General features: G+C 70.3%; 16 protein-coding genes and 1 pseudogene. 12 read left to right on the forward strand and 5 right to left on the reverse strand.

The genetic code is table 11. From position 1 onward, the window contains the following. Window positions 1-71 precede the first annotated feature (71 nt). A complete protein-coding gene (locus ACU436_RS06270; protein WP_459022518.1) occupies window positions 72-5,027 on the forward strand; it encodes an AAA family ATPase in 4,956 nt (1,651 codons plus the stop codon). A gap of 12 nt (window positions 5,028-5,039) precedes the next feature. Here the strand turns inward: ACU436_RS06270 and ACU436_RS06275 are convergent, their stop codons facing one another. Further along, on the reverse strand, window positions 5,040-5,423 hold the full coding sequence (locus tag ACU436_RS06275; protein ID WP_459022520.1) for a response regulator: 384 nt from the start codon (window positions 5,421-5,423) through the stop codon (window positions 5,040-5,042). Window positions 5,424-5,878: 455 nt separating this feature from the next. On the opposite strand from ACU436_RS06275, the gene ACU436_RS06280 reads away from it, so the two are divergent. Together ACU436_RS06280 and ACU436_RS06285 are read left to right on the forward strand one after the other, a co-directional pair. Continuing rightward, window positions 5,879-6,052, forward strand: a complete 174-nt coding sequence (locus ACU436_RS06280; protein ID WP_459022522.1) for a hypothetical protein — start codon at window positions 5,879-5,881, stop codon at window positions 6,050-6,052. Window positions 6,053-6,116: 64 nt separating this feature from the next. Then, window positions 6,117-6,386, forward strand: coding sequence for a hypothetical protein (locus ACU436_RS06285; protein ID WP_459022524.1), 270 nt, complete (start codon window positions 6,117-6,119; stop codon window positions 6,384-6,386). 107 nt (window positions 6,387-6,493) lie between these two features. Here ACU436_RS06285 and ACU436_RS06290 read toward each other — a convergent pair whose 3' ends face one another. From ACU436_RS06290 to ACU436_RS06300, 3 genes are all read right to left on the reverse strand, one after another. After that, the gene (locus tag ACU436_RS06290; RefSeq protein ID WP_459022526.1) at window positions 6,494-6,682 is read right to left on the reverse strand and encodes a GMC oxidoreductase; all 189 of its coding nucleotides are present in this window, start codon (window positions 6,680-6,682) and stop codon (window positions 6,494-6,496) included. Window positions 6,683-6,845: 163 nt separating this feature from the next. After that, entirely contained in the window at window positions 6,846-7,463 is a 618-nt protein-coding gene (gene wrbA, locus ACU436_RS06295) for an NAD(P)H:quinone oxidoreductase (protein WP_459022528.1), read from the reverse strand. A gap of 56 nt (window positions 7,464-7,519) precedes the next feature. Beyond that, window positions 7,520-8,863 carry an NAD(P)/FAD-dependent oxidoreductase gene (locus ACU436_RS06300; protein ID WP_459022530.1) on the reverse strand — a complete coding sequence of 448 codons (1,344 nt, stop codon included), beginning with the start codon at window positions 8,861-8,863 and terminating at the stop codon, window positions 7,520-7,522. A 420-nt stretch (window positions 8,864-9,283) separates the two neighbouring features. Here ACU436_RS06300 and ACU436_RS06305 point away from each other — a divergent pair, with 420 nt between their 5' ends. From ACU436_RS06305 to ACU436_RS06345, 9 genes are all read left to right on the forward strand, one after another. Beyond that, entirely contained in the window at window positions 9,284-9,832 is a 549-nt protein-coding gene (locus ACU436_RS06305; protein WP_459022532.1) for a hypothetical protein, read from the forward strand. Between the two features lie 301 nt (window positions 9,833-10,133). Beyond that, a complete protein-coding gene (locus ACU436_RS06310; RefSeq protein ID WP_459022635.1) occupies window positions 10,134-11,051 on the forward strand; it encodes an NADP-dependent oxidoreductase in 918 nt (305 codons plus the stop codon). A gap of 72 nt (window positions 11,052-11,123) precedes the next feature. Beyond that, window positions 11,124-12,068: an NADP-dependent oxidoreductase gene (locus ACU436_RS06315; RefSeq protein ID WP_459022534.1), complete on the forward strand. Its 945-nt coding sequence runs from the start codon at window positions 11,124-11,126 to the stop codon at window positions 12,066-12,068. 41 nt (window positions 12,069-12,109) lie between these two features. Next, window positions 12,110-12,538: a GNAT family N-acetyltransferase gene (locus ACU436_RS06320; protein WP_459022536.1), complete on the forward strand. Its 429-nt coding sequence runs from the start codon at window positions 12,110-12,112 to the stop codon at window positions 12,536-12,538. Next, a complete protein-coding gene (locus ACU436_RS06325; protein ID WP_459022538.1) occupies window positions 12,535-13,014 on the forward strand; it encodes a GNAT family N-acetyltransferase in 480 nt (159 codons plus the stop codon). The genes ACU436_RS06320 and ACU436_RS06325 overlap by 4 nt, the downstream gene beginning before the upstream one ends. Before the next feature lie 357 nt (window positions 13,015-13,371). After that, complete coding sequence (locus ACU436_RS06330; protein ID WP_459022540.1) at window positions 13,372-14,538, forward strand: MFS transporter; 1,167 nt, start codon at window positions 13,372-13,374, stop codon at window positions 14,536-14,538. A 2-nt stretch (window positions 14,539-14,540) separates the two neighbouring features. Beyond that, the gene (locus tag ACU436_RS06335) at window positions 14,541-15,401 is read left to right on the forward strand and encodes an SDR family oxidoreductase (protein WP_459022542.1); all 861 of its coding nucleotides are present in this window, start codon (window positions 14,541-14,543) and stop codon (window positions 15,399-15,401) included. A gap of 115 nt (window positions 15,402-15,516) precedes the next feature. Next, a complete protein-coding gene (locus tag ACU436_RS06340; RefSeq protein WP_459022544.1) occupies window positions 15,517-16,164 on the forward strand; it encodes a nitroreductase family protein in 648 nt (215 codons plus the stop codon). A 21-nt stretch (window positions 16,165-16,185) separates the two neighbouring features. Continuing rightward, window positions 16,186-16,572, forward strand: a complete 387-nt coding sequence (locus ACU436_RS06345; RefSeq protein ID WP_459022546.1) for an MmcQ/YjbR family DNA-binding protein — start codon at window positions 16,186-16,188, stop codon at window positions 16,570-16,572. A gap of 423 nt (window positions 16,573-16,995) precedes the next feature. On the opposite strand, the pseudogene ACU436_RS06350 reads toward ACU436_RS06345, so the two are convergent. Then, window positions 16,996-17,211: pseudogene (locus ACU436_RS06350) on the reverse strand (cytochrome b); the annotation flags it as partial.

Raw genomic sequence — 17,211 nt, forward strand, 5'->3', positions numbered from 1 at the left:
GAGGTCGCCTTCGCTCTCGAAGAGGTGTAGGCACTGTGTGAGCCGGGTCCGACCGCGCATGGAGGTGTCGGATGGGGGCAGGCGGGATGCTGCCGCGCCGAGATCCGCAGGCCGAGGTGCTGCACGAGAGCGAACGCACGCGCGTGAGTCGGCTCTTCTCGACCGGGCGCACGGTCATCCGGAAGGAGCCGCTGGGGCCGGACGCCGAGCGCCGGTTGCGGCACGAGCGGGCGATGTTGGAGCGGCTGCGCGATGTCGCGGGGGTCGCGCAGCTGGAGGAGCCCCGGTACCCGGGGTCCATCGTGCTGGCGGACGTCGGTGGCACCAGCCTGGCGGGCCTGGCCAAGCCGCTGACGGTTGATGTCCTGATCGGGCTGGCGGTGGGGTTGGCCCAGGCGGTGGCGGGGATGCACCGGCGGGGTGTGATGCACCGTGACATCACCCCGGCCAACATCGTGATCTCCGGTGACGGTGTCCCGTCCCTGGTCGATTTCGCGTTGGCGACCTCGTTCGCCGAGATCCGCCCGGAGTTCGCCCATCACACGCAGATCGTGGGGACGTTGGCCTATCTCGCGCCGGAGCAGACCGGGCGCACCGGCCGGTCGGTGGACCAGCGGGCCGACCTCTACGCGCTGGGCGCGACGCTGTACGAGCTGGCCACCGGGGAGCCGCCGTTCGGCACCGGGGACCCGCTGCGCCTCGCCCACGATCACCTGGCGCGGGTGCCGGTCCCGCCGGCGAAGGTGAACTCGGCCGTACCGGAGTCGCTTTCGGAGGTCATCCTGCATCTGCTGGAGAAGGAACCGGACCACCGCTATCAGACCGCCGACGGCGTGGTTCACGACTTGGAGCGGGTGCGGGAGGCTCAGCAGCGTCCGGCGGCCGCTTCGGTCCGCGTCGGCGAGCGCGATGTTCCGCTGCGGCTGCTGCCGCCGCGGCTGGTCAGCCGCGACGACGAGGTGGCGACCCTGCAGGCGGCGTTCGAGGACGCGCAGGTCGGCCGGTGCCGGGCGGTGCTGGTGGGCGGGAAACCCGGGGTGGGCAAGACCGCGCTGGTCGACGAGCTGCGGCCGCTGGTGGCCGGCCGGGGCGGCTGGTTCGTGGCGGGCAAGTTCGACCAGTACCGCCGCGACCTGGAGTTCAACGGGGTCCACCAGGCGTACCGGGCGCTGGGCCGGCTGCTGTTGGCCGAGCCGGAGGCCGAGCTGACCGAGGTCCGCGCACGGATCCTGGCCGCGCTCGGCCCGAACGCAGGGCTGCTGACCGCGGTGGTGCCGGAGTTCGCCGCGCTGCTGGCGGTGCCGCCTGATCCCGGGGATCCGCTGACCGCGCAGAACCGGGCTCAGCGGATGGGCGTGCAGGCCCTGCGGGCGGTCGCGTCGCGCGAACGCCCGGTGGTGCTGTTCCTCGACGACCTGCAGTGGGCCGGGCGCGCCGCGCTCGGCCTCGTCGACATGATGCTCGACGAGGAACCGGTCGAGGGCCTGCTGCTGGTGGGCGCCTACCGCGACGAGGACGTGGACGCGGCGCACCCGCCGTCCCGATGGCGTGACCACGCCGGAGCGCGGCACCTGCGCCTGGACGACCTGCCCGTCCCGAGCCTCGTCACGATGGTCGCCGAGATGCTGCACACGGACCCGGCCGCGGCGGCCGGTCTGGCCGAGGTGATCGAGCCGCACACGTCCGGCAACCCGTACGAGACCGTGGAACTGCTGGGCGCGCTGCGCCGCGACGGCGTGCTCACCGCGACCGGCACGGAATGGCGGTGGGACACGGCGGCGGTGCGCGCCCATCTGGGCCGGTCGGAGGTCGGTGAGCTACTGGCGGCGCGCATCGGGACCGTGCCGCTGCCGTCCCGGGAGCTGGTGGAGGTGATGGCCGGTCTGGGCGGGCGCGCCGAGCTGAGCCTCCTGCAGATCGCGACCGGCGGCCCGGCGGCCGAGGTGCAGTCGATGCTGGCGCCCGCCCTCGCCGAAGGCCTTCTCGTCGTGGAGCCCGGCGCGCGCGAGGCGGTGCGGTTCCGCCACGACCGGATCCGCGAGGCGATCCTGCGCGGGCTCGACCCGGGGCGGCGACGCACCTTGCGGCTGGCCACGGCCCGGCGGCTGGCCGAGGTGCCGGAGCTGTACGCCGTCGCCGCCGAGCAGTACCTACCGGTCGTTGACGCGATCGACGATGCCGGCGAGCGGCGTCGGGTCGTGGGGCTGCTGCGCCGCGCCGCCGACCAGGCCACGTTGATCGGCGACCACGCGCTGGTGAACGCGCTGCTGGCCGCCGCGCTGCGACTGATCGACCCGGGTGACACCCCCACGCTGATCGCGGTCCACACCGACCGCCACGTCGCCCTCTACGGCCTGGGACGCCTGGACGAGGCGGACGAGGAGTACCGCACGATCGAAGGGCTGGGTCCCTCCGCGTTGGACTGCGCGGCCGCGACGGCGGTGCAGGTGAGCAGCCTGACCCACCGGAACTTATTTGCGGACGCGATCGGACTCGGCATCGACCTGCTGCGGGAGCTCGGCCCGACCGTGCCGGCGGCCGACCGGCTCACCACAGAGCTCGACCACCAGTTCGACCACCTGCACCGGTGGCTGGACCGCACCGACGCTGCCGATGATCTGGCCCGGCCCGAGCTCACCGAGCCCACACTGCTGGCCACGACCCGTCTGATCGACGCAGTCCAGCCGGCGGCCTACTTCGCAGGCGGCCATGCCACCGTCGCCTGGTTGAGCCTGGAATCGCTGCGGATCTGGGTCGAGCACGGCCCTGGCCCCACCCTCATCGGACCTGCCAGCGCGGCCGCCGTCGCCGCGGTGGCGCTGCGCGCCCACCGCGCCGCCGGGTACCGGACGGTGCGCCGGGTCGTGGAGTTGGGCGAGGCCCGCGGCTACGAGCCCGGCACCTCCGAAGCCCGCCGCCGGCTCGCCCTGCTGAGCTGCTGGTTCGAGCCGATCGAGAACGGTGTCCGAGCCGCGGAGCGGGCCCGCGAAGGGCTGACCGCAGGGGGCGACCTGGCCAACGCCGGCTACACCTACCACCCGACCGCGCATTACCTGCTGGACTGCGCGCCGTCGCTGGACGTCCTCGTCGCCGAGGTGGAGGCGGGTCTGGCCTTCGTGCGGCGTACCGGCAACGAGCAGACCGGCCAGTGGCTCGACAGCTATCAATGGCTGGCCGGCGTACTGCGCGGCGACAACGTCGCCACAACCGGTAAGGCGGTCTCCACCGACAGGTACGCCAACAACCCGATGCCGCTCTTCCACGCGCATCTCAGCCACGCGCTCGTCGCCGCGGTCTTCGGGGATCCGGGGGGCCTGGCGCGGCACGCCGCGGCGGCGATGCCGTTGCTACCGGCCGTACCTGGCCTCTACCCCACCGCCGTGGCCCGCCTGCTGCGCGGGCTGGCCCTCGCCGAGGAGGCCCGCACCGGCCACGCCGACGAGCGCGACGGTCCGCTGTCCGAACTGGACGAGGTGACGAGCTGGCTGGCCGCCCGGGCCGCGGACGCGCCGGACAACTTCCGGCACCTGCAGCGGTTGCTGGAGGCGGAGCGGGCCTGGGCGGTCGGTGACTTCCGCGCCGGGGCCCTCGCCTTCGACACCGCCGGGCGTGAGGCCGCCGGCCGGCAGCGCCCGTGGCATCGGGCCCTGATCACCGAACGCGCCGCCCGCTTCTACCTCGCGCACGGGGTGGAGCAGGCGGGCCGCGACCTGCTCACCCGCGCCCGGCAGTACTACGCCGCATGGGGAGCGTCGGCGAAGGTCGCCCAGCTGGACTGGGCCTACCCGACCTCACAGCTGGGAGCACTCACGGCCGGCGAGCCCGGCGGCGACAGCCGTGCCGATGATCTGCGGCTGTCCTCGACGGTCACGACCGGCACGCTCGACCTGCTCGGCGTCCTCGCCGCGTCGCAGGCACTCAGCTCGGAGACCGACATCGAACGCCTGCACACCCGAGTCGTCGAGGTGCTCAGTGCGATGACCGGCGCCACCAGCGTTCACCTGCTGTTGTGGGACGACGACCGCCAAGACTGGCTGCTGCCCGCACCGGACCACACCACGGACCCCGCCACAGCGGGCAGCCCGCACGAACGCGACCTGCCGATGTCGGCAGTGCGCTACGTCCAGCGGACGGCCGAGATCCTGGTCGTCGACGACGCCACCCGCGACGACCGCTTCGCCCGCGATCCGTACATCGCCGGTCTCGGCGCCTGTTCGTTGCTGGCCATGCCCATCCTCGGCCGCGGCGCGCTGCGCGCGGTGCTGCTGCTGGAGAACCGCCTCATGCGCGCCGCGGTCACCACGGAACGGCTCGACGCCGTCCGGCTCATCGCCGCGCAGCTCGCCGTCTCCCTCGACAACGCCCAGCTCTACACCGACCTCACCGCCTCGCGCGCGCGTATCGTCGCCGCCGCCGACCAGGCCCGCCGGCGGATCGAGCGGGACCTGCACGACGGCGCCCAGCAACGTCTGGTCACGCTCGGCATGCGCGCGCGGATCGCCCGAGCGGCCGTACCGCCCGAGTCCGGCGCGCTGAGGGAACAGCTGGAGGCCCTCGCGGCCGAAGCCGCCACAGCCATGACCGAGCTGCGCGAGCTCGCCCGCGGCATCCACCCGCCGACCCTCGCCCAAGGCGGGCTGCTCCCCGCCCTGGGCGCGCTCGGCCGCCGATCGCGCGTCCCCGTGCGGATCAAGGCGTCCGCCGGTCGACGGCTGCCGGAACCGGTCGAAGTCGCGGCCTACTACGTCGTCGCAGAGGCACTGACGAACGCCACCAAGCATGCCGAGCCCTCGATCGTGACCGTGGAAGTCGAGATCGACACCACGCCGGCCGGCGTCGTCCTGCGGGTCCGGGTGCACGACGACGGCCACGGCGGCGCGCACTTCACCGGCGGGACCGGCCTGCTCGGACTCAGGGACCGCGTCGAGACGCTGGGCGGCCGGCTCACCCTGCACTCCGCCCCCGGCGCCGGCACCGCCGTTCTGGCCGAGTTCCCCCTGCAACGCGGGGGCGTGGGCCCGAGCTGAGCAGGAGCCACCTCACCTTCGGGCGCCGCCTCCGACGTCGCGGACCAGCGACTCGATCACCGCGGCGGACAGCGTCGGCTTCCACACGAACCCGATGGCCGGGCTCGCCTCGATCAGGTCGGTGAGGTCCTCCTCGGCGTTCACGGAGATCAGGATCAGGTGACCGGCGTCGAGGTCCGGGCGGCCGGCCAGGTGCCGCGCCAGCTCGAAGCCGTCGGTCGTGCCGAGATCGACGTCGAGGAGCGTCACGTCGGGACGCAGTTCGGCAGCGCGGACGACTGCGTCGGCACCTGTCGTGGCGACGCCCACGATCTGGAGACCCTCCTGTTCGAGCAGGGTTCGCGCGGTGTGCAGGAAGTCCAGGCTGTCGTCGACGAGCAAGCACCGCAGGGTCACGATCATCAGGCTAGGACCGCCGGGCCGGCCCCACCACGCAGCTAGCCGCTATCCGAGCGGGCAGGAACTCGTGGTCGCCCTCCCCCACCCTGACCGCCCCGGGAACGACCGGCCTCCCGGCTAGCAGGGTTTCCGGCGGCCGGATCTCCGGGCCGGCCATTGGCTGCTGACCGGGCAGACAGCCCGTCGTGAGCCGGCGATTGTGGGACTCGCAGATCATCGCCCGGCCCGAGCCGGGGAGTCCGCACGACCTCCTGATCGACCCGGACGTCGGCGGCACTGGTCAGGAGGAGTCTCATGGCTTTCCGTTGTCGCATCCGGCCCACTCGTGCGCCTTGCGGCGCATCGCGCCGGCTGCCACCGTCCGTCGTCGCCGCGCTCGGCCTGCGGCTGGCCGCCGCGCTGGAGGCGGTGCACGACGCCGGAGTCGTCGCTCGCGGGGCCAGGGCTGCCTGATGGCCGACGCCACCGGACCCCGCGCGCCACGAGAGGTCAGGACCGAGCTGGTGGAGACCCACGGGAAGGTCTTCCGCAAGGTGTACGTCGGGCCGACGACGAGCCACGGCTTGGTCGAGGAGTACTGGATCTACCTCGGAATGGTCGAGGTCGACACCGACCGGGCCGCATGACCGCCGTCCGGCCAGGGATGGCGGCGCAGCCGCTGCACGTACAGGAACGTCGGGAGGAGGAGCTGTGACCGTGTCCACGGCCGACCATCGAGCGATCTCCGCATGCGCTTGCGTGTACCGCCGCCTGCGCGAGGTCGACCGGCTGCTGACCGAGGCGCGGGACCACGTCGTCGAGGCCACGGCGGCGCTGGAGGATCCCGCTGACGCGTGCCGGGCGGTCGAGCTGCTCCGGCTCGCCGCGCAGAAGCGGGCCGGCGCGCACGAGGAAGCCCGGGCGGGCCTGCGGGCGATGGTGCGCCCGGCACCGCCGGCCGACGCGATGCCCGACGGCTGATACTGCGTCCCGACCACTGCATCTTGCGGCGGCCGCCCGGGTCGGCGGCGCCACGGGCGCAACCTGCGAGGTGACCACGTGCTTCTCCGAGTTCAGGTCGACCGGGCTCACGCCGGTGTGTAGCGGAACTCGGTGGCGATGTACTCGGCCTGCCGGATCGCCAGTGCGACGATCGTCAGCGTGGGGTTCGCCGCCGCGTCTGTGGTGAATACGCTGCCGTCGGAGACGAACAGGTTCGGCACGTCGTGCGCGCGCCCGAAGCGGTCGACCACGCCGTCGCGCGGGCGCCCACTCATCCGGCACGTACCGAGGTTGTGCGTCGAGGGGTAGGGCGGGTCTCGATCGTGCGGGTGGCACCGGTGATCAGGGCTGCACGTGTCGACATGATGACGACCCCACATCGGTTGTTGCGCTGATCGAGCGAGCCGACGGCGTAACCGGCTGGCCGGGAGAGCCGGATCAGGCGGCGAGACCGGATTTGACGGCGGTAGCGATCGTGGCGACTCGCTTGCCCTGGTACGCCGCAGCCGCACGGGCCGTGTCGTCGACCGGAATTGCGCCCTGACCGTTGACATGGCTGGTGCCGTACGGGTTGCCGTCGACGAACTTGATGGGGTCGGTGTAGCCCGGAGCGACGACGATCCCACCGAAATGGTGGAAGGTGTTGTACATCGCGAGCAGCGTGGATTCCTGCCCGCCGTGGGCTGTCGCGGTCGCGGTGAAGCCGCTGTAGACCTTGTCGGCGAGCAGGCCCTGCGCCCACAGGCCACCGAGCGTGTCGAGGAACTGCTTCAGCTGGCTCGAGACGTTGCCGAAACGAGTTGGGGTGCCGAAGACCACCGCGTCGGCCCACAGGATGTCGTCATGCGTGGCGACGGGGACGTCCTGGGTGGCGGAGCAGTGATCGGCCCAGCCCTTGTTCGAGGCGATGGCCTCCTCGGGCGCAAGCTCATGGACCTTCAGCAGCCTGACGTCGGCACCGGCGTCCTTCGCCCCCGAGAGAACGGAGTTGGCCAGCTCGTAGACGGTGCCGGTCGACGAGTAGTAGACGACGGCGACCTTCGTGAGTTCGGGCATGCTGTCGACCTTTCAGGGGTTGGCTGAACGGGGACGGGTGTCGAGTCGGGGCAGGGCTATTCATGAAGGGTCTGTTCGCTCAGCACGGTGGGTTCGCCGCCATCGATGAACGCGTCGCGCGGGTGTTGCACCGACGCCAGTGAGAGGATGTCCCGGCCGAACAACCCGGCGGTCAGCCAGATCACGAGCACTCGGACCTTGCGTTCCCAGCTGGGCACGGCCAGCACGTGGTAGCCGCGGTGCATCAGCCAAGCGAGCAGCCCTGTGATCACGAGCCGCCGGTACTGGAAGATGCCGTGACCGATGCCGAGCGTGGCAACAGCGCCGAGGCTGTGGTGCCGGTAGTTCTTCGGCCTTCTGCCGTGCAGGGTCGCGGCGATGTTGCGGGCGAGCAGCTTGCCCTGGCGGACGGCGTGTTGGGCGTTGGGCACCGTGCGGGTGCCCGGGGTCGGGGAGGTGAGGTCCGCGATCCCCGCGTCGTCCCCTGCGGTCCACGCGTCGGGCACGGGTTCGGAGTCGGTGCCGACCCGCAGGTCGGTCCGGGCGACGAGGAAACCGCGCTCGTCCACGGGCAGGTCGGTGTGCATGCCCACGACCGGGTTCGCCGCGTTGCCCGCCGTCCACACGATGAGCTCCGAGTCGAACTCCTCGCCGGTGGAGAGCACCACGTGCCCGCCGGCCGCCGACTTGATCTGCGTGTCCAGGTGCACCTGCCCGCCTCGCTGTCGCAGGAAGCGCACGACCCAGCGGCCGTTCGGGTCGGTGACCTCGGGCAGGATCCGGCCGGACGCCTCGACGAGGTGGAACCGAAGCTCGTCGCGGTGCAGCTCGGGGTAGCGCCGCAGCAACGCGGTCGCCAGCGACAGCAGCTCGGCGAATCCCTCGACGCCGGAGAATCCGCCGCCGACGAATGTGACGGTGAGCAGCTTCTGCCGCTGCGGCCCCGGCGGGAGCGTGGCCGCCCGGTCGAAGGACGTCAGCAGGCGGTCGCGGATCGCGACCGCCTCCTCGACGTGCTTGAGACCGATCGCCTGCTCGGCGATACCGGGCACCGGGAACTTGCGGGTGACCGCGCCCGCGGTGACCACGATGAGGTCGTAGTCCAGCTCGAAGGTGTCGCCGTCAGCGGGCCGGACCGTGACAACGCGGTGCTCGTGGTCGATCGCGCTGACCATCCCGGCGATCACGCGCGTGCGGCGCAGATGGCGGCGCAGCGACACCGCGGCGTGCCGGGCCTCGATCGACCCGGCCACCACCTCGGGCAAGAACGGCTGGTAGGTCATGTATGGCCGCGGGTCGACCACCATCACTTCGGCCTCGCCCCGGCGCAGCTTCCTCTCGAGTTTCCAGGCGGTGTAGAAGCCGGCGTAGCCACCGCCGACGATCAGGATCTTGCGCATGACGTCGCCTCTCTTCCGGGGTGCGGTGAACGGGGATGCGGAGCCGACAGCGGCGGGCCACGTGCGCAACATTGGACTATTCAGTCCGAGTATTGCGGGCGAGGCGGCGCCCGGTCAAGGCGACGAGCTGGTGCCACCGCCCTGCTCGACACCCTCGAGGCCGGCGTGAACAGCGTCGAAGCTCCGCAGCAACCGCCTGCCGGGCCACAGGCAGGCCCACGGCGAACTTGACTGGACCGTCTGGTACGACTAGAGGGTCGACCGAAGTGCCGTACAGGTGGGGACTGGATACCGGGAGGTCCCGGATGAAGTCGACTGTGGAGCGTCGGGGCCGGTCACCGATCGAGAGGAGCGGGGGATGAGCCCGGAGAGTGACCGAGTCGTCGCGACCGCACGAGCGACCCGCGAAGGGCCACCACGGTGAGCGAGCAGCCGGGCTTCACGCCGAGTTCGCCGGTTACCGGCCTTCCGTTGAAGCTGTCCTCGGCCGTCATCACAGCTGACGGCAGCCGGTCGGAAGACCTCGAGCCGGATCGCCTCCTGGAGCTGAAGCTCTCGATCAGTGCGCGGGTGCTGGGCGGCCTCGACGTCCTGCTCGCCACAACCGGCAAGTCGGGTGAAGGCGTCGTCGGCTCCCCCGAGGAGATCCCGGGAACAGCACGTCTCGAGCTGCACATCAACTCGATCTCGTTGAGCTCACTTCCGCGCCTCATCCACCTCTCCGGCCGGAGCCTCGGCGCGCACCACGACGAAGCTCGAGCGCCGTCGTACACGCTGATGTTGACCTTCTCGGACGGGAGCGCCATCGCGAAGCTCTGGAGCACGAGGTTCGAGGTTCCACGCTCACCACTCAGCGACTCGCGATGGCACCTGACCGTGCCGTTCAGCCACTCGCTGACGCCGCCAGCCCCTCCGCGCACGACCACCCCGCGCACTCGAGATCATCTGACGTCGCCGCCCCCGGGGTGATGAGGCTCTTCGCGGTGACGATGTAGTCACCCACGACAGGCTTGCCCACAGCCAACTGGACCGCTGCGTCTAGCGACGAGTAGCCCGGCGTCGATCGGTAAGCCTCCGCCGGTCAACAACAGCTTGGCGCATCAGTGCACCTGACGGTGGTGGTGGACGCCCCTGGCGCAGCGACTCTGCCCCCGGTACCGTACGACCCCGTCTGGCCGGACACCTCCGCACTGGAGTAATAATGGACCGAATCGTCCATAGAGTCGTCCGGCGAGGGTGGCGGCGGGGACTGGATACAGGGAGATGCCGGATGAAGGCGATCACGGTGACGGATCAGGCCGCGGGAACGGCCGGGATGACGCTCGCGGAGCGGCCGCAGCCCGAGGCGGCGGGGAACGACGTCCTCGTCGAGGTACATGCGTCAGGATTCACGCCGGGTGAGCTCACGTGGCCGTCGACCTGGGCCGATCGCCTGGGTCGTGATCGAACGCCGTCGATTCCCGGGCACGAGCTGGCCGGCGTGGTCAGCGCCCTCGGGTACGGCACGACGGGTCTGTCCGTGGGACAGCGCGTGTTCGGCCTCACGGACTGGACCCGCGACGGCACCCTGGCGGAGTACGCGGCCGTCGAGGCCCGCAACCTCGCGCCGCTGCCGGGCGACGTCGACTTCACGGTGGGCGCGAGCCTGCCGATCTCGGGCCTGACCGCATGGCAGGGGCTGTTCGAGCACGGGCGCCTTCGGGCGGGGCAGAGCGTCCTCGTGCACGGCGCAGCCGGCGGAGTCGGATCGGTGGTGACCCAGCTCGCACGCGAGGCGGGCGCCTACATCATCGGCACCGGACGTGCCGCCGACCGGCAGCAGGCGCTCGACTTCGGCGCGCAGGAGTTCCTCGACCTCCAGAACGACTCGCTGGAGGACGTCGGAGGAGTCGATCTGGTGTTCGACGTCATCGGTGGCGACCTCGGGAAGCGGTCCGCGGGTCTGGTGCGAGCCGGCGGAACGCTGGTGACCATCGCCGGGCCGGCCGAGGCGCGACCCGCCGATGGCTTGGCGATCGACTTCGTCGTCGTGTCCGACCGTGCTCAGCTGGGTGAGATCGTCCGGCGGGTCCGGGACGGACGGCTGCGAACGGTCATCGGGAACGTCGCGACGCTCGACGGCGCCGTCGCCGCCTTCAACCCGACCGAGCGGGCCACGGGAAAGACGATCATCCGCGTTCGTCCGTGACGAGCGCCGACGGCGCCGGGACGCGATCGCCGGGCCGTACCGGCGAGGACCGAAACGAAGAGGTGTTTTCACATGCGAGCGATCGTGGTGACGGACCAGGCCGCCGGCACGGCCGGGATGAAGCTGGTGGAACGGCCCGATCCGGACGCGGCGAGGCTCGCCGGCCTCTCGGGCGCGAGCTACGGCGATGTCATCGTTGACGTCCACGCGTCCGGATTCACCGGGAACGAGCTGGAGTGGCCCTCGACCTGGATCGATCGCCTCGGCCGCGACCGAACACCGTCGATCCCCGGACACGAGCTGGCCGGTCGGGTCACCGCCCTCGGCTACGGCACCACCGGCCTGACGGTAGGACAGCGGGTGTTCGGCCTCACGGACTGGACCCGCGACGGCACCCTCGCGGAGTACGCGGTCGTCGAGGCCCGCAACCTCGCGCCGCTGCCGGGCGACGTCGACTTCACGGTGGGCGCAGGCGTCGCGATGACCGGCCTGACCGCATGGCAGGGTCTCTTCGACCACGGCCGCCTCCAGGCCGGCGAGAGCGTCCTCCTGCACGGCGCCGCCGGCGCCGTCGGCTCGATGGCGACCCAGCTCGCCCGTGAGGCCGGCGCCCACGTCATCGGCACCGGACGCGCCGCCCACCGCCGGGCGGCACTCGACTTCGGCGCGCACGAGTTCATCGACCTCGACAACGACGCCCTGGAAGACGTCGGCGCGGTCGACCTGGTCTTCGACGTCCTCGGCGGCGACATCCAGAAGCGGTCCGCTCGCCTCGTTCGAGCCGGAGGAACACTGGTGACCGTCACCGGGCCGCCGGAGGCGCGACCCACCGACGGCCTGGCGGTCGACTTCGTCGTCGTGTCCGTGCCCGCCCAACTGCGTGAGATCGCCCAGCGCGTCCAGGACGGACGACTGCGGACGAACATCGGCAGAGTCGCGACCCTCGACGATGCAGTCGCCGCCCTCAACCCGGGTGAGCGGGTCAAGGGGAAGACCGTCATCCGCGTTCGCTCCTGAAGGACGGCCGGCGAACGAACGATCAACGAAGGGACACCCCCATGACCGGCCCGACCGCACCGAGCCGCTACGCCTTCCAGTACCCCGATGGGGAAGGCAGCCTCAGCCAGGATCAGACCGTCCTCATCGACGAGCTACTCGACGACCCCCACACCCCCGCCTCCGACTTCGAAGTCGTCAACGACGAGAAGACCGGCATCTACGAGGCCGTCGTCGGCGACCGCGAGATCGCCGGCCTGTCGTACAACGTCGCCGACGACAACCGACTCGTGTTGCTGGCCGTCTCGGTGTTCCCCGATTTCCGCAAACAGGGCATCGCCACCGAGCTGATCCGACGCGTCCTCGACGACGTGCGCGCGCAAGGCAAGACGGTCACCATCATGTGCCCGATCGTGCGCACCTTCATCGAGCACAACCACGGGTACGCGGACCTCGTCGATCCCAAGCGACCAGGAGTGACCAAGGGGTGACCTTGACGTTCAACATCGAGGCCGAGGCGGCCACGCGAGAAGAGAACAACGCGGCACTCATCGCCGCCCTGGACGAGAAGACCCCCGGTGCGGTGGATTCCACCTGGGCGCTCGACGTCATCAACGACGCGGAGCGCGGCCGCTGGATCGCCGTCCTCGGCGCGGACGCGATCGCGGAGCTCTCGTACCGGTTCGTGGGCGGCCGCGTCGTGCTGCTGACGACCTGGGTCGACCCCGCCGCCCGCCACAACCGGGTGGCCCAGGAGCTCATCGCTCGCGCCCTGGACGAGGTCCGGGAGAGCGGAAAGAAGATCACCGTCGTCTGCCCGGTCGTGGGCGAGTTCATCGCCCGCCACCCGGAATACCTGGACCTGATCGACAAGGTTCATCCCGGCTCCGGCGCCTACCCGCGGCCCGAACCCGCGGACGGCGACCACGATGCGGAGCTGGCCACATTCGAGCGCGACCTGGAGTAGAGAAATTGGCAGCACCCAGCAGTTGACCGAAGACCTGGCGATCCTCGAGAGGATCTCGCCGCGCACGACGTCAACATCCGCACCCTCAGTGACGTTGCCCTGATCCACACTCACCACGCTCGACGGTGGAGTGGCCGAAGAGGCTCTGTACACGGACACCTACCAGAAGCGTGCGGGAACCTGGGTGCGTGTTGCGGCCTGCGCGCCCGATCCGATCACGATCGCCTGACCGCCCGGGCATCCAGAACTCCGGCGTGATTCGGAGCCCGAGAAAGGCACCGCTCGATGCACAACCTGGCACCAGCGTCGAACGTGGCCGGCCGGGGCAGAACGCCCTGGCCGGCTTTCGTCTCCGCGGTGGTCTCCCTGGTGGCCGCGTTCGCCGCGGTCGGCTCGACGATCCCGCTGTTCAACATCTACCGGGCCGAGGACGGATTCACCAACGCCGGTATCTCGATGACCGTCGTCGCCTACTCCGTCGCCACGCTCACCACGCTGTTGGTGCTGGGGCGGCTGTCCAGCCATCTGGGCCGACGGCCCACAGCGATCGCCAGCCTCGTCCTGCTCCTGCTGGGCTGTCTGCTGCTGTTGGACGTGCACAGCATCGGCATCCTGATCGCCGGTCGGCTCCTGATGGGCCTCGGAGCCGGGCTGGCCAGCAGCAGCCTCACCTCCTACATCGTCGACGCAGCGCCGGTCAGGCCGGCCTGGCTGGCTTCCGTCGCGTCCAGCCAGACGGTCATGCTCGGCCTGGCCGTCGGCGCCGTCGCCTCCGGTGCCCTGGTCGAGTTCGGTCCCTGGCCACGCCGGCTCATCTTCCTGGTCGTCATCGCCCTGCTCCTGGCGTCCGCGGCACTGATCGTCGTCAGCCCGGAGACCGTGACCCGGATGCCGGGTGCGTGGCGGTCGCTGCGACCCCGGGTCCACGTGCCGGCCCGGGTCAGGAGCCTGCTCCCGAGCGCGGCCGCGGTGTTCTTGGCGACCTGGGCGGCCGGGGCCTTCTACCAAGCGTTCGTACCCGCGCTGGTCGAAGAGCAACTCCACACCAGCAGCCCGCTCGTCGTCGGACTGGTGTTCACCGCCTACATGGCCCCCAGCGTTCTCGGCGCTCCCCTCGGCGGCCGGTTCACACCAGCGGCGGCGCAACGCCTCGGCATGATCGCCTTCCTCGCCGGAATGACCGGCATCATCGCAGCGATCGCCACCGGCGCACTGGCGTTGTTCTTCGCCGCGACCATCGTCGCCGGCGCCAGTCAGGGCATCGCGATCAGTGCGGCCACCCGCGGCCTGCTGCACGGCAGCACCCTGGCCGACCGGGCACCGATCTTCAGCGTCATCTACCTCCTCAGCTACAGCGGTGCGACGGTGCCCGCCCTCATCGCCGGCCAGCTCTCCAACACCTTCTCGCTACCGCAGATCGCCCTCGGATACGGCGCACTCGCCCTCATCGCAACCCTGTTCACCGTCATCGCCACGCACAACCCGCGTACCGATGCGACGGGGGGCACCCCGCTCGGTGAGTGATCATGACGAACCCCACCGTCGCCGCGGATCGGGCTCAATCGGCCAGTCCCCACCACTTCGGCACGGTGCCGAGTGGCCCGTCCGGTCCGGCCTGCAACGAAGATGGAGTGACTGCCATGTCAGCACGTACGGCCCTGATCACGGGTGGCACCAGCGGAATCGGCAAGGCCGCCGCGCGGACTCTGCACGATCGCGGCTACCGCGTCGCCATCACCGGACAACGCCAGGAGAGCGTGGAGCGCGCACGAGAAGAACTGCCCGACGATGTCCTTGTCCTGCGATCTGACGCAGGGTCGCTCTCGGACATCGACAAGGTTGTCTCCGACATCGGCCAACACTTCAGGACCCTGACCACGCTGTTCCTCAACGCGGGCGTCAACCGTCCGATGACGCTGGAAACTTCCAACGAATCCGGGTACGACGAGGTGTTCGCCGTCAACACCAAGGGCGTGTTCTTCACCCTGGCCAAGGTGCTGCCGCTGCTCTCGGATGGCGCGTCCGTCATCGTCACCGTCGGGATCGGAGCAACCCGCGGTCTCACCGGCAGCTGCGTCGCGGCCGGTTCCCACGGCGCGATGCTCGCCATGATCCCCACCCTTGCGCTCGAGCTCGCACCGCGCCGGATACGCATCAACGCGGTCAGCCCGGGAATGACCGACACACCCATGACAAGAGCATCGATCCGAACATCGACGGAGGACGTCGCGGGAACGATGGCGACGATGGCCGATCACAACCCCCTCGGCCGCCTCGCCACACCCGAAGACATCGCCGGGACAGTCGCCTTCCTGGCGTCCGATGATGCGAGCTACGTCACCGGGCAGGAGATCGTCGTGTCCGGTGGCGCGGGGTTGGCCATCTGACCGATTTCTGCACCCGGCAGGCCGTTGCTGGGTGGCATGTCGACCGACGACATCGAGCTCGCCCGAAGCGCAAGTCAGATCGATCCTGCGCGACAATCACAGAAGGTAGAGACCCATGGACCTCGAAAAGATTATGAACAAGCACCTCAGTCGCTACTTCGACGGCAGCAAGACCATCCCGAAGGAGACGGTCGATAAGCTGCTGAAGTTCCTCCGCTCGGCGCCCACGTCGACGAACATCCAGCCGAACCACTTCATCGTGCTGTCCACCCCGGAGGGTAAGGCGAAGCTGGCGTCCAATCTCGGGGAGCGGTTCGCCGACAACGGCGAGAAGATTACCAATGCTTCCCACACGATCATCATGACCACCCGCGCGGACATCCCCGAGGAGCACCTGGACGCGGTGTTCGGCAAGGAGCGCGAGGACAGCCGGTTCCCGACAACGGACAAGCAGGCGAACTGGGAACGGATGACGCGCGACTTCGTGAACCTGCGGAAGTACACCTACAAGGACGCCTACCACTGGATGGAGAAGCAGACCTACATGGTGCTCGGCCTCGTGATGATGGCCGCTGCCGAGCTTGGTGTGGAGGCCATGCCGCTGGAGGGCTTCGACCCCGTGCCGATCGACAAGGCATTCGACATCCGCGAGACCGGCTACACCACGACCGTGCTGCTCGCGCTGGGATACCCCGATCTCGAGAAGCAGTACGCCACCGCGATCTCTCGCTTCGAGCCCGACCGGCTGTTCACCTTCGCGTGATCCAGAAACGAGGCGAACGTCATGGACGAACAACAATTGCAGGAGGTCGCGAATGATGCGGCGATGGCGCTGCCCGGCGTCACCTTCGAGCACCGGACCAACCCCAACTGGGAGACATACAAGGTCGCGGGCAAGGTCTTCCTACTCATGACCGACCTGCCGGGACATGCCGTCGTGACCGTGAAGGCCGAGCCCGACGAGGCCGTCGCACTCCGCGAACGGTACGAGGAGATCAGCGCGGGCTACCACACCGACAAGCGGCACTGGGTGAGCGCCGCCGCCGGCCCTGGCATCGACGAAGTCCTGATACGAGGGCTGGTGAGCGACTCCTACGGGCTCGTGGCGGACAAACTGCCGAAGCCCGCGCGCCCCACGACCACACCCAGCGACACATGGCGGACATCGTGACGGGGATCCCATCTGGCGCTTCGCACGAGACCGCATCCGTTCGAGTGATCAACAGCACCAGTTGCGCGGGCGCTTCCCAAGGGGGACGTCACCAGTCGGCAGACCGCTGCGGACGGTAACGGCTGGCGCGGTTGGGCATCGGTGGGGGCGATCGCGCTCGGCGCCTTCCGACGTCGCGCATGGCGCGCTCCCCCGTGCGGGTCGTCGCCACCTCACAAGCGTTGGAAAAGTGACCCAGATAGTCCATACGACGTTGTGTCGATACGGCACCCGCGACCTCAGAATGCCCGCTCTCACGTGCGTGCGGCCCGGTATCGGGCCGCCCCCCAACTGGACCTGTCGACTCCGGTCGACGTCGCCGAATGCGCTCCGGAGCAGGTAACCCGGCCGGACGAGCGCAGGCTCCTGGGAGCGTGCGACTGCCTACTGTCGGCCGATCGCCTCGCGCCGCTCGGAGCGGGCCCTGACCTCCGGGGCCGGGTGCCCGTTGCGGGCGGCGGCCTCGGCGGCGGCCTCCTCGGCGCGGGCCTGTTCCAGGGCCGCGGTCTCCTCGGGTGAGTCGGGTGTGAGCAGTGAGCCGGGGACCGGGGCGCCGCCCATGCCGAGCTGGTTCATCCGCTTGGGCACCGGGGCGCCCTG

Source organism: Pseudonocardia wallangbongensis (assembly GCF_054486945.1).

Excerpts from the sequence above, each read along its gene's own strand:
- wrbA (WP_459022528.1), bottom strand. The coding sequence starts at position 7,463 with ATGCCCGAACTCACGAAGGTCGCCGTCGTCTACTACTCGTCGACCGGC.
- ACU436_RS06335 (WP_459022542.1), top strand. The coding sequence starts at position 14,541 with ATGACGAACCCCACCGTCGCCGCGGATCGGGCTCAATCGGCCAGTCCC.
- ACU436_RS06310 (WP_459022635.1), top strand. The coding sequence starts at position 10,134 with ATGAAGGCGATCACGGTGACGGATCAGGCCGCGGGAACGGCCGGGATG.
- ACU436_RS06280 (WP_459022522.1), top strand. The coding sequence starts at position 5,879 with ATGGCCGACGCCACCGGACCCCGCGCGCCACGAGAGGTCAGGACCGAG.
- ACU436_RS06315 (WP_459022534.1), top strand. The coding sequence starts at position 11,124 with ATGCGAGCGATCGTGGTGACGGACCAGGCCGCCGGCACGGCCGGGATG.
- ACU436_RS06300 (WP_459022530.1), bottom strand. The coding sequence starts at position 8,863 with ATGCGCAAGATCCTGATCGTCGGCGGTGGCTACGCCGGCTTCTACACC.
- ACU436_RS06340 (WP_459022544.1), top strand. The coding sequence starts at position 15,517 with ATGGACCTCGAAAAGATTATGAACAAGCACCTCAGTCGCTACTTCGAC.
- ACU436_RS06290 (WP_459022526.1), bottom strand. The coding sequence starts at position 6,682 with ATGAGTGGGCGCCCGCGCGACGGCGTGGTCGACCGCTTCGGGCGCGCG.
- ACU436_RS06345 (WP_459022546.1), top strand. The coding sequence starts at position 16,186 with ATGGACGAACAACAATTGCAGGAGGTCGCGAATGATGCGGCGATGGCG.
- ACU436_RS06270 (WP_459022518.1), top strand. The coding sequence starts at position 72 with ATGGGGGCAGGCGGGATGCTGCCGCGCCGAGATCCGCAGGCCGAGGTG.
- ACU436_RS06320 (WP_459022536.1), top strand. The coding sequence starts at position 12,110 with ATGACCGGCCCGACCGCACCGAGCCGCTACGCCTTCCAGTACCCCGAT.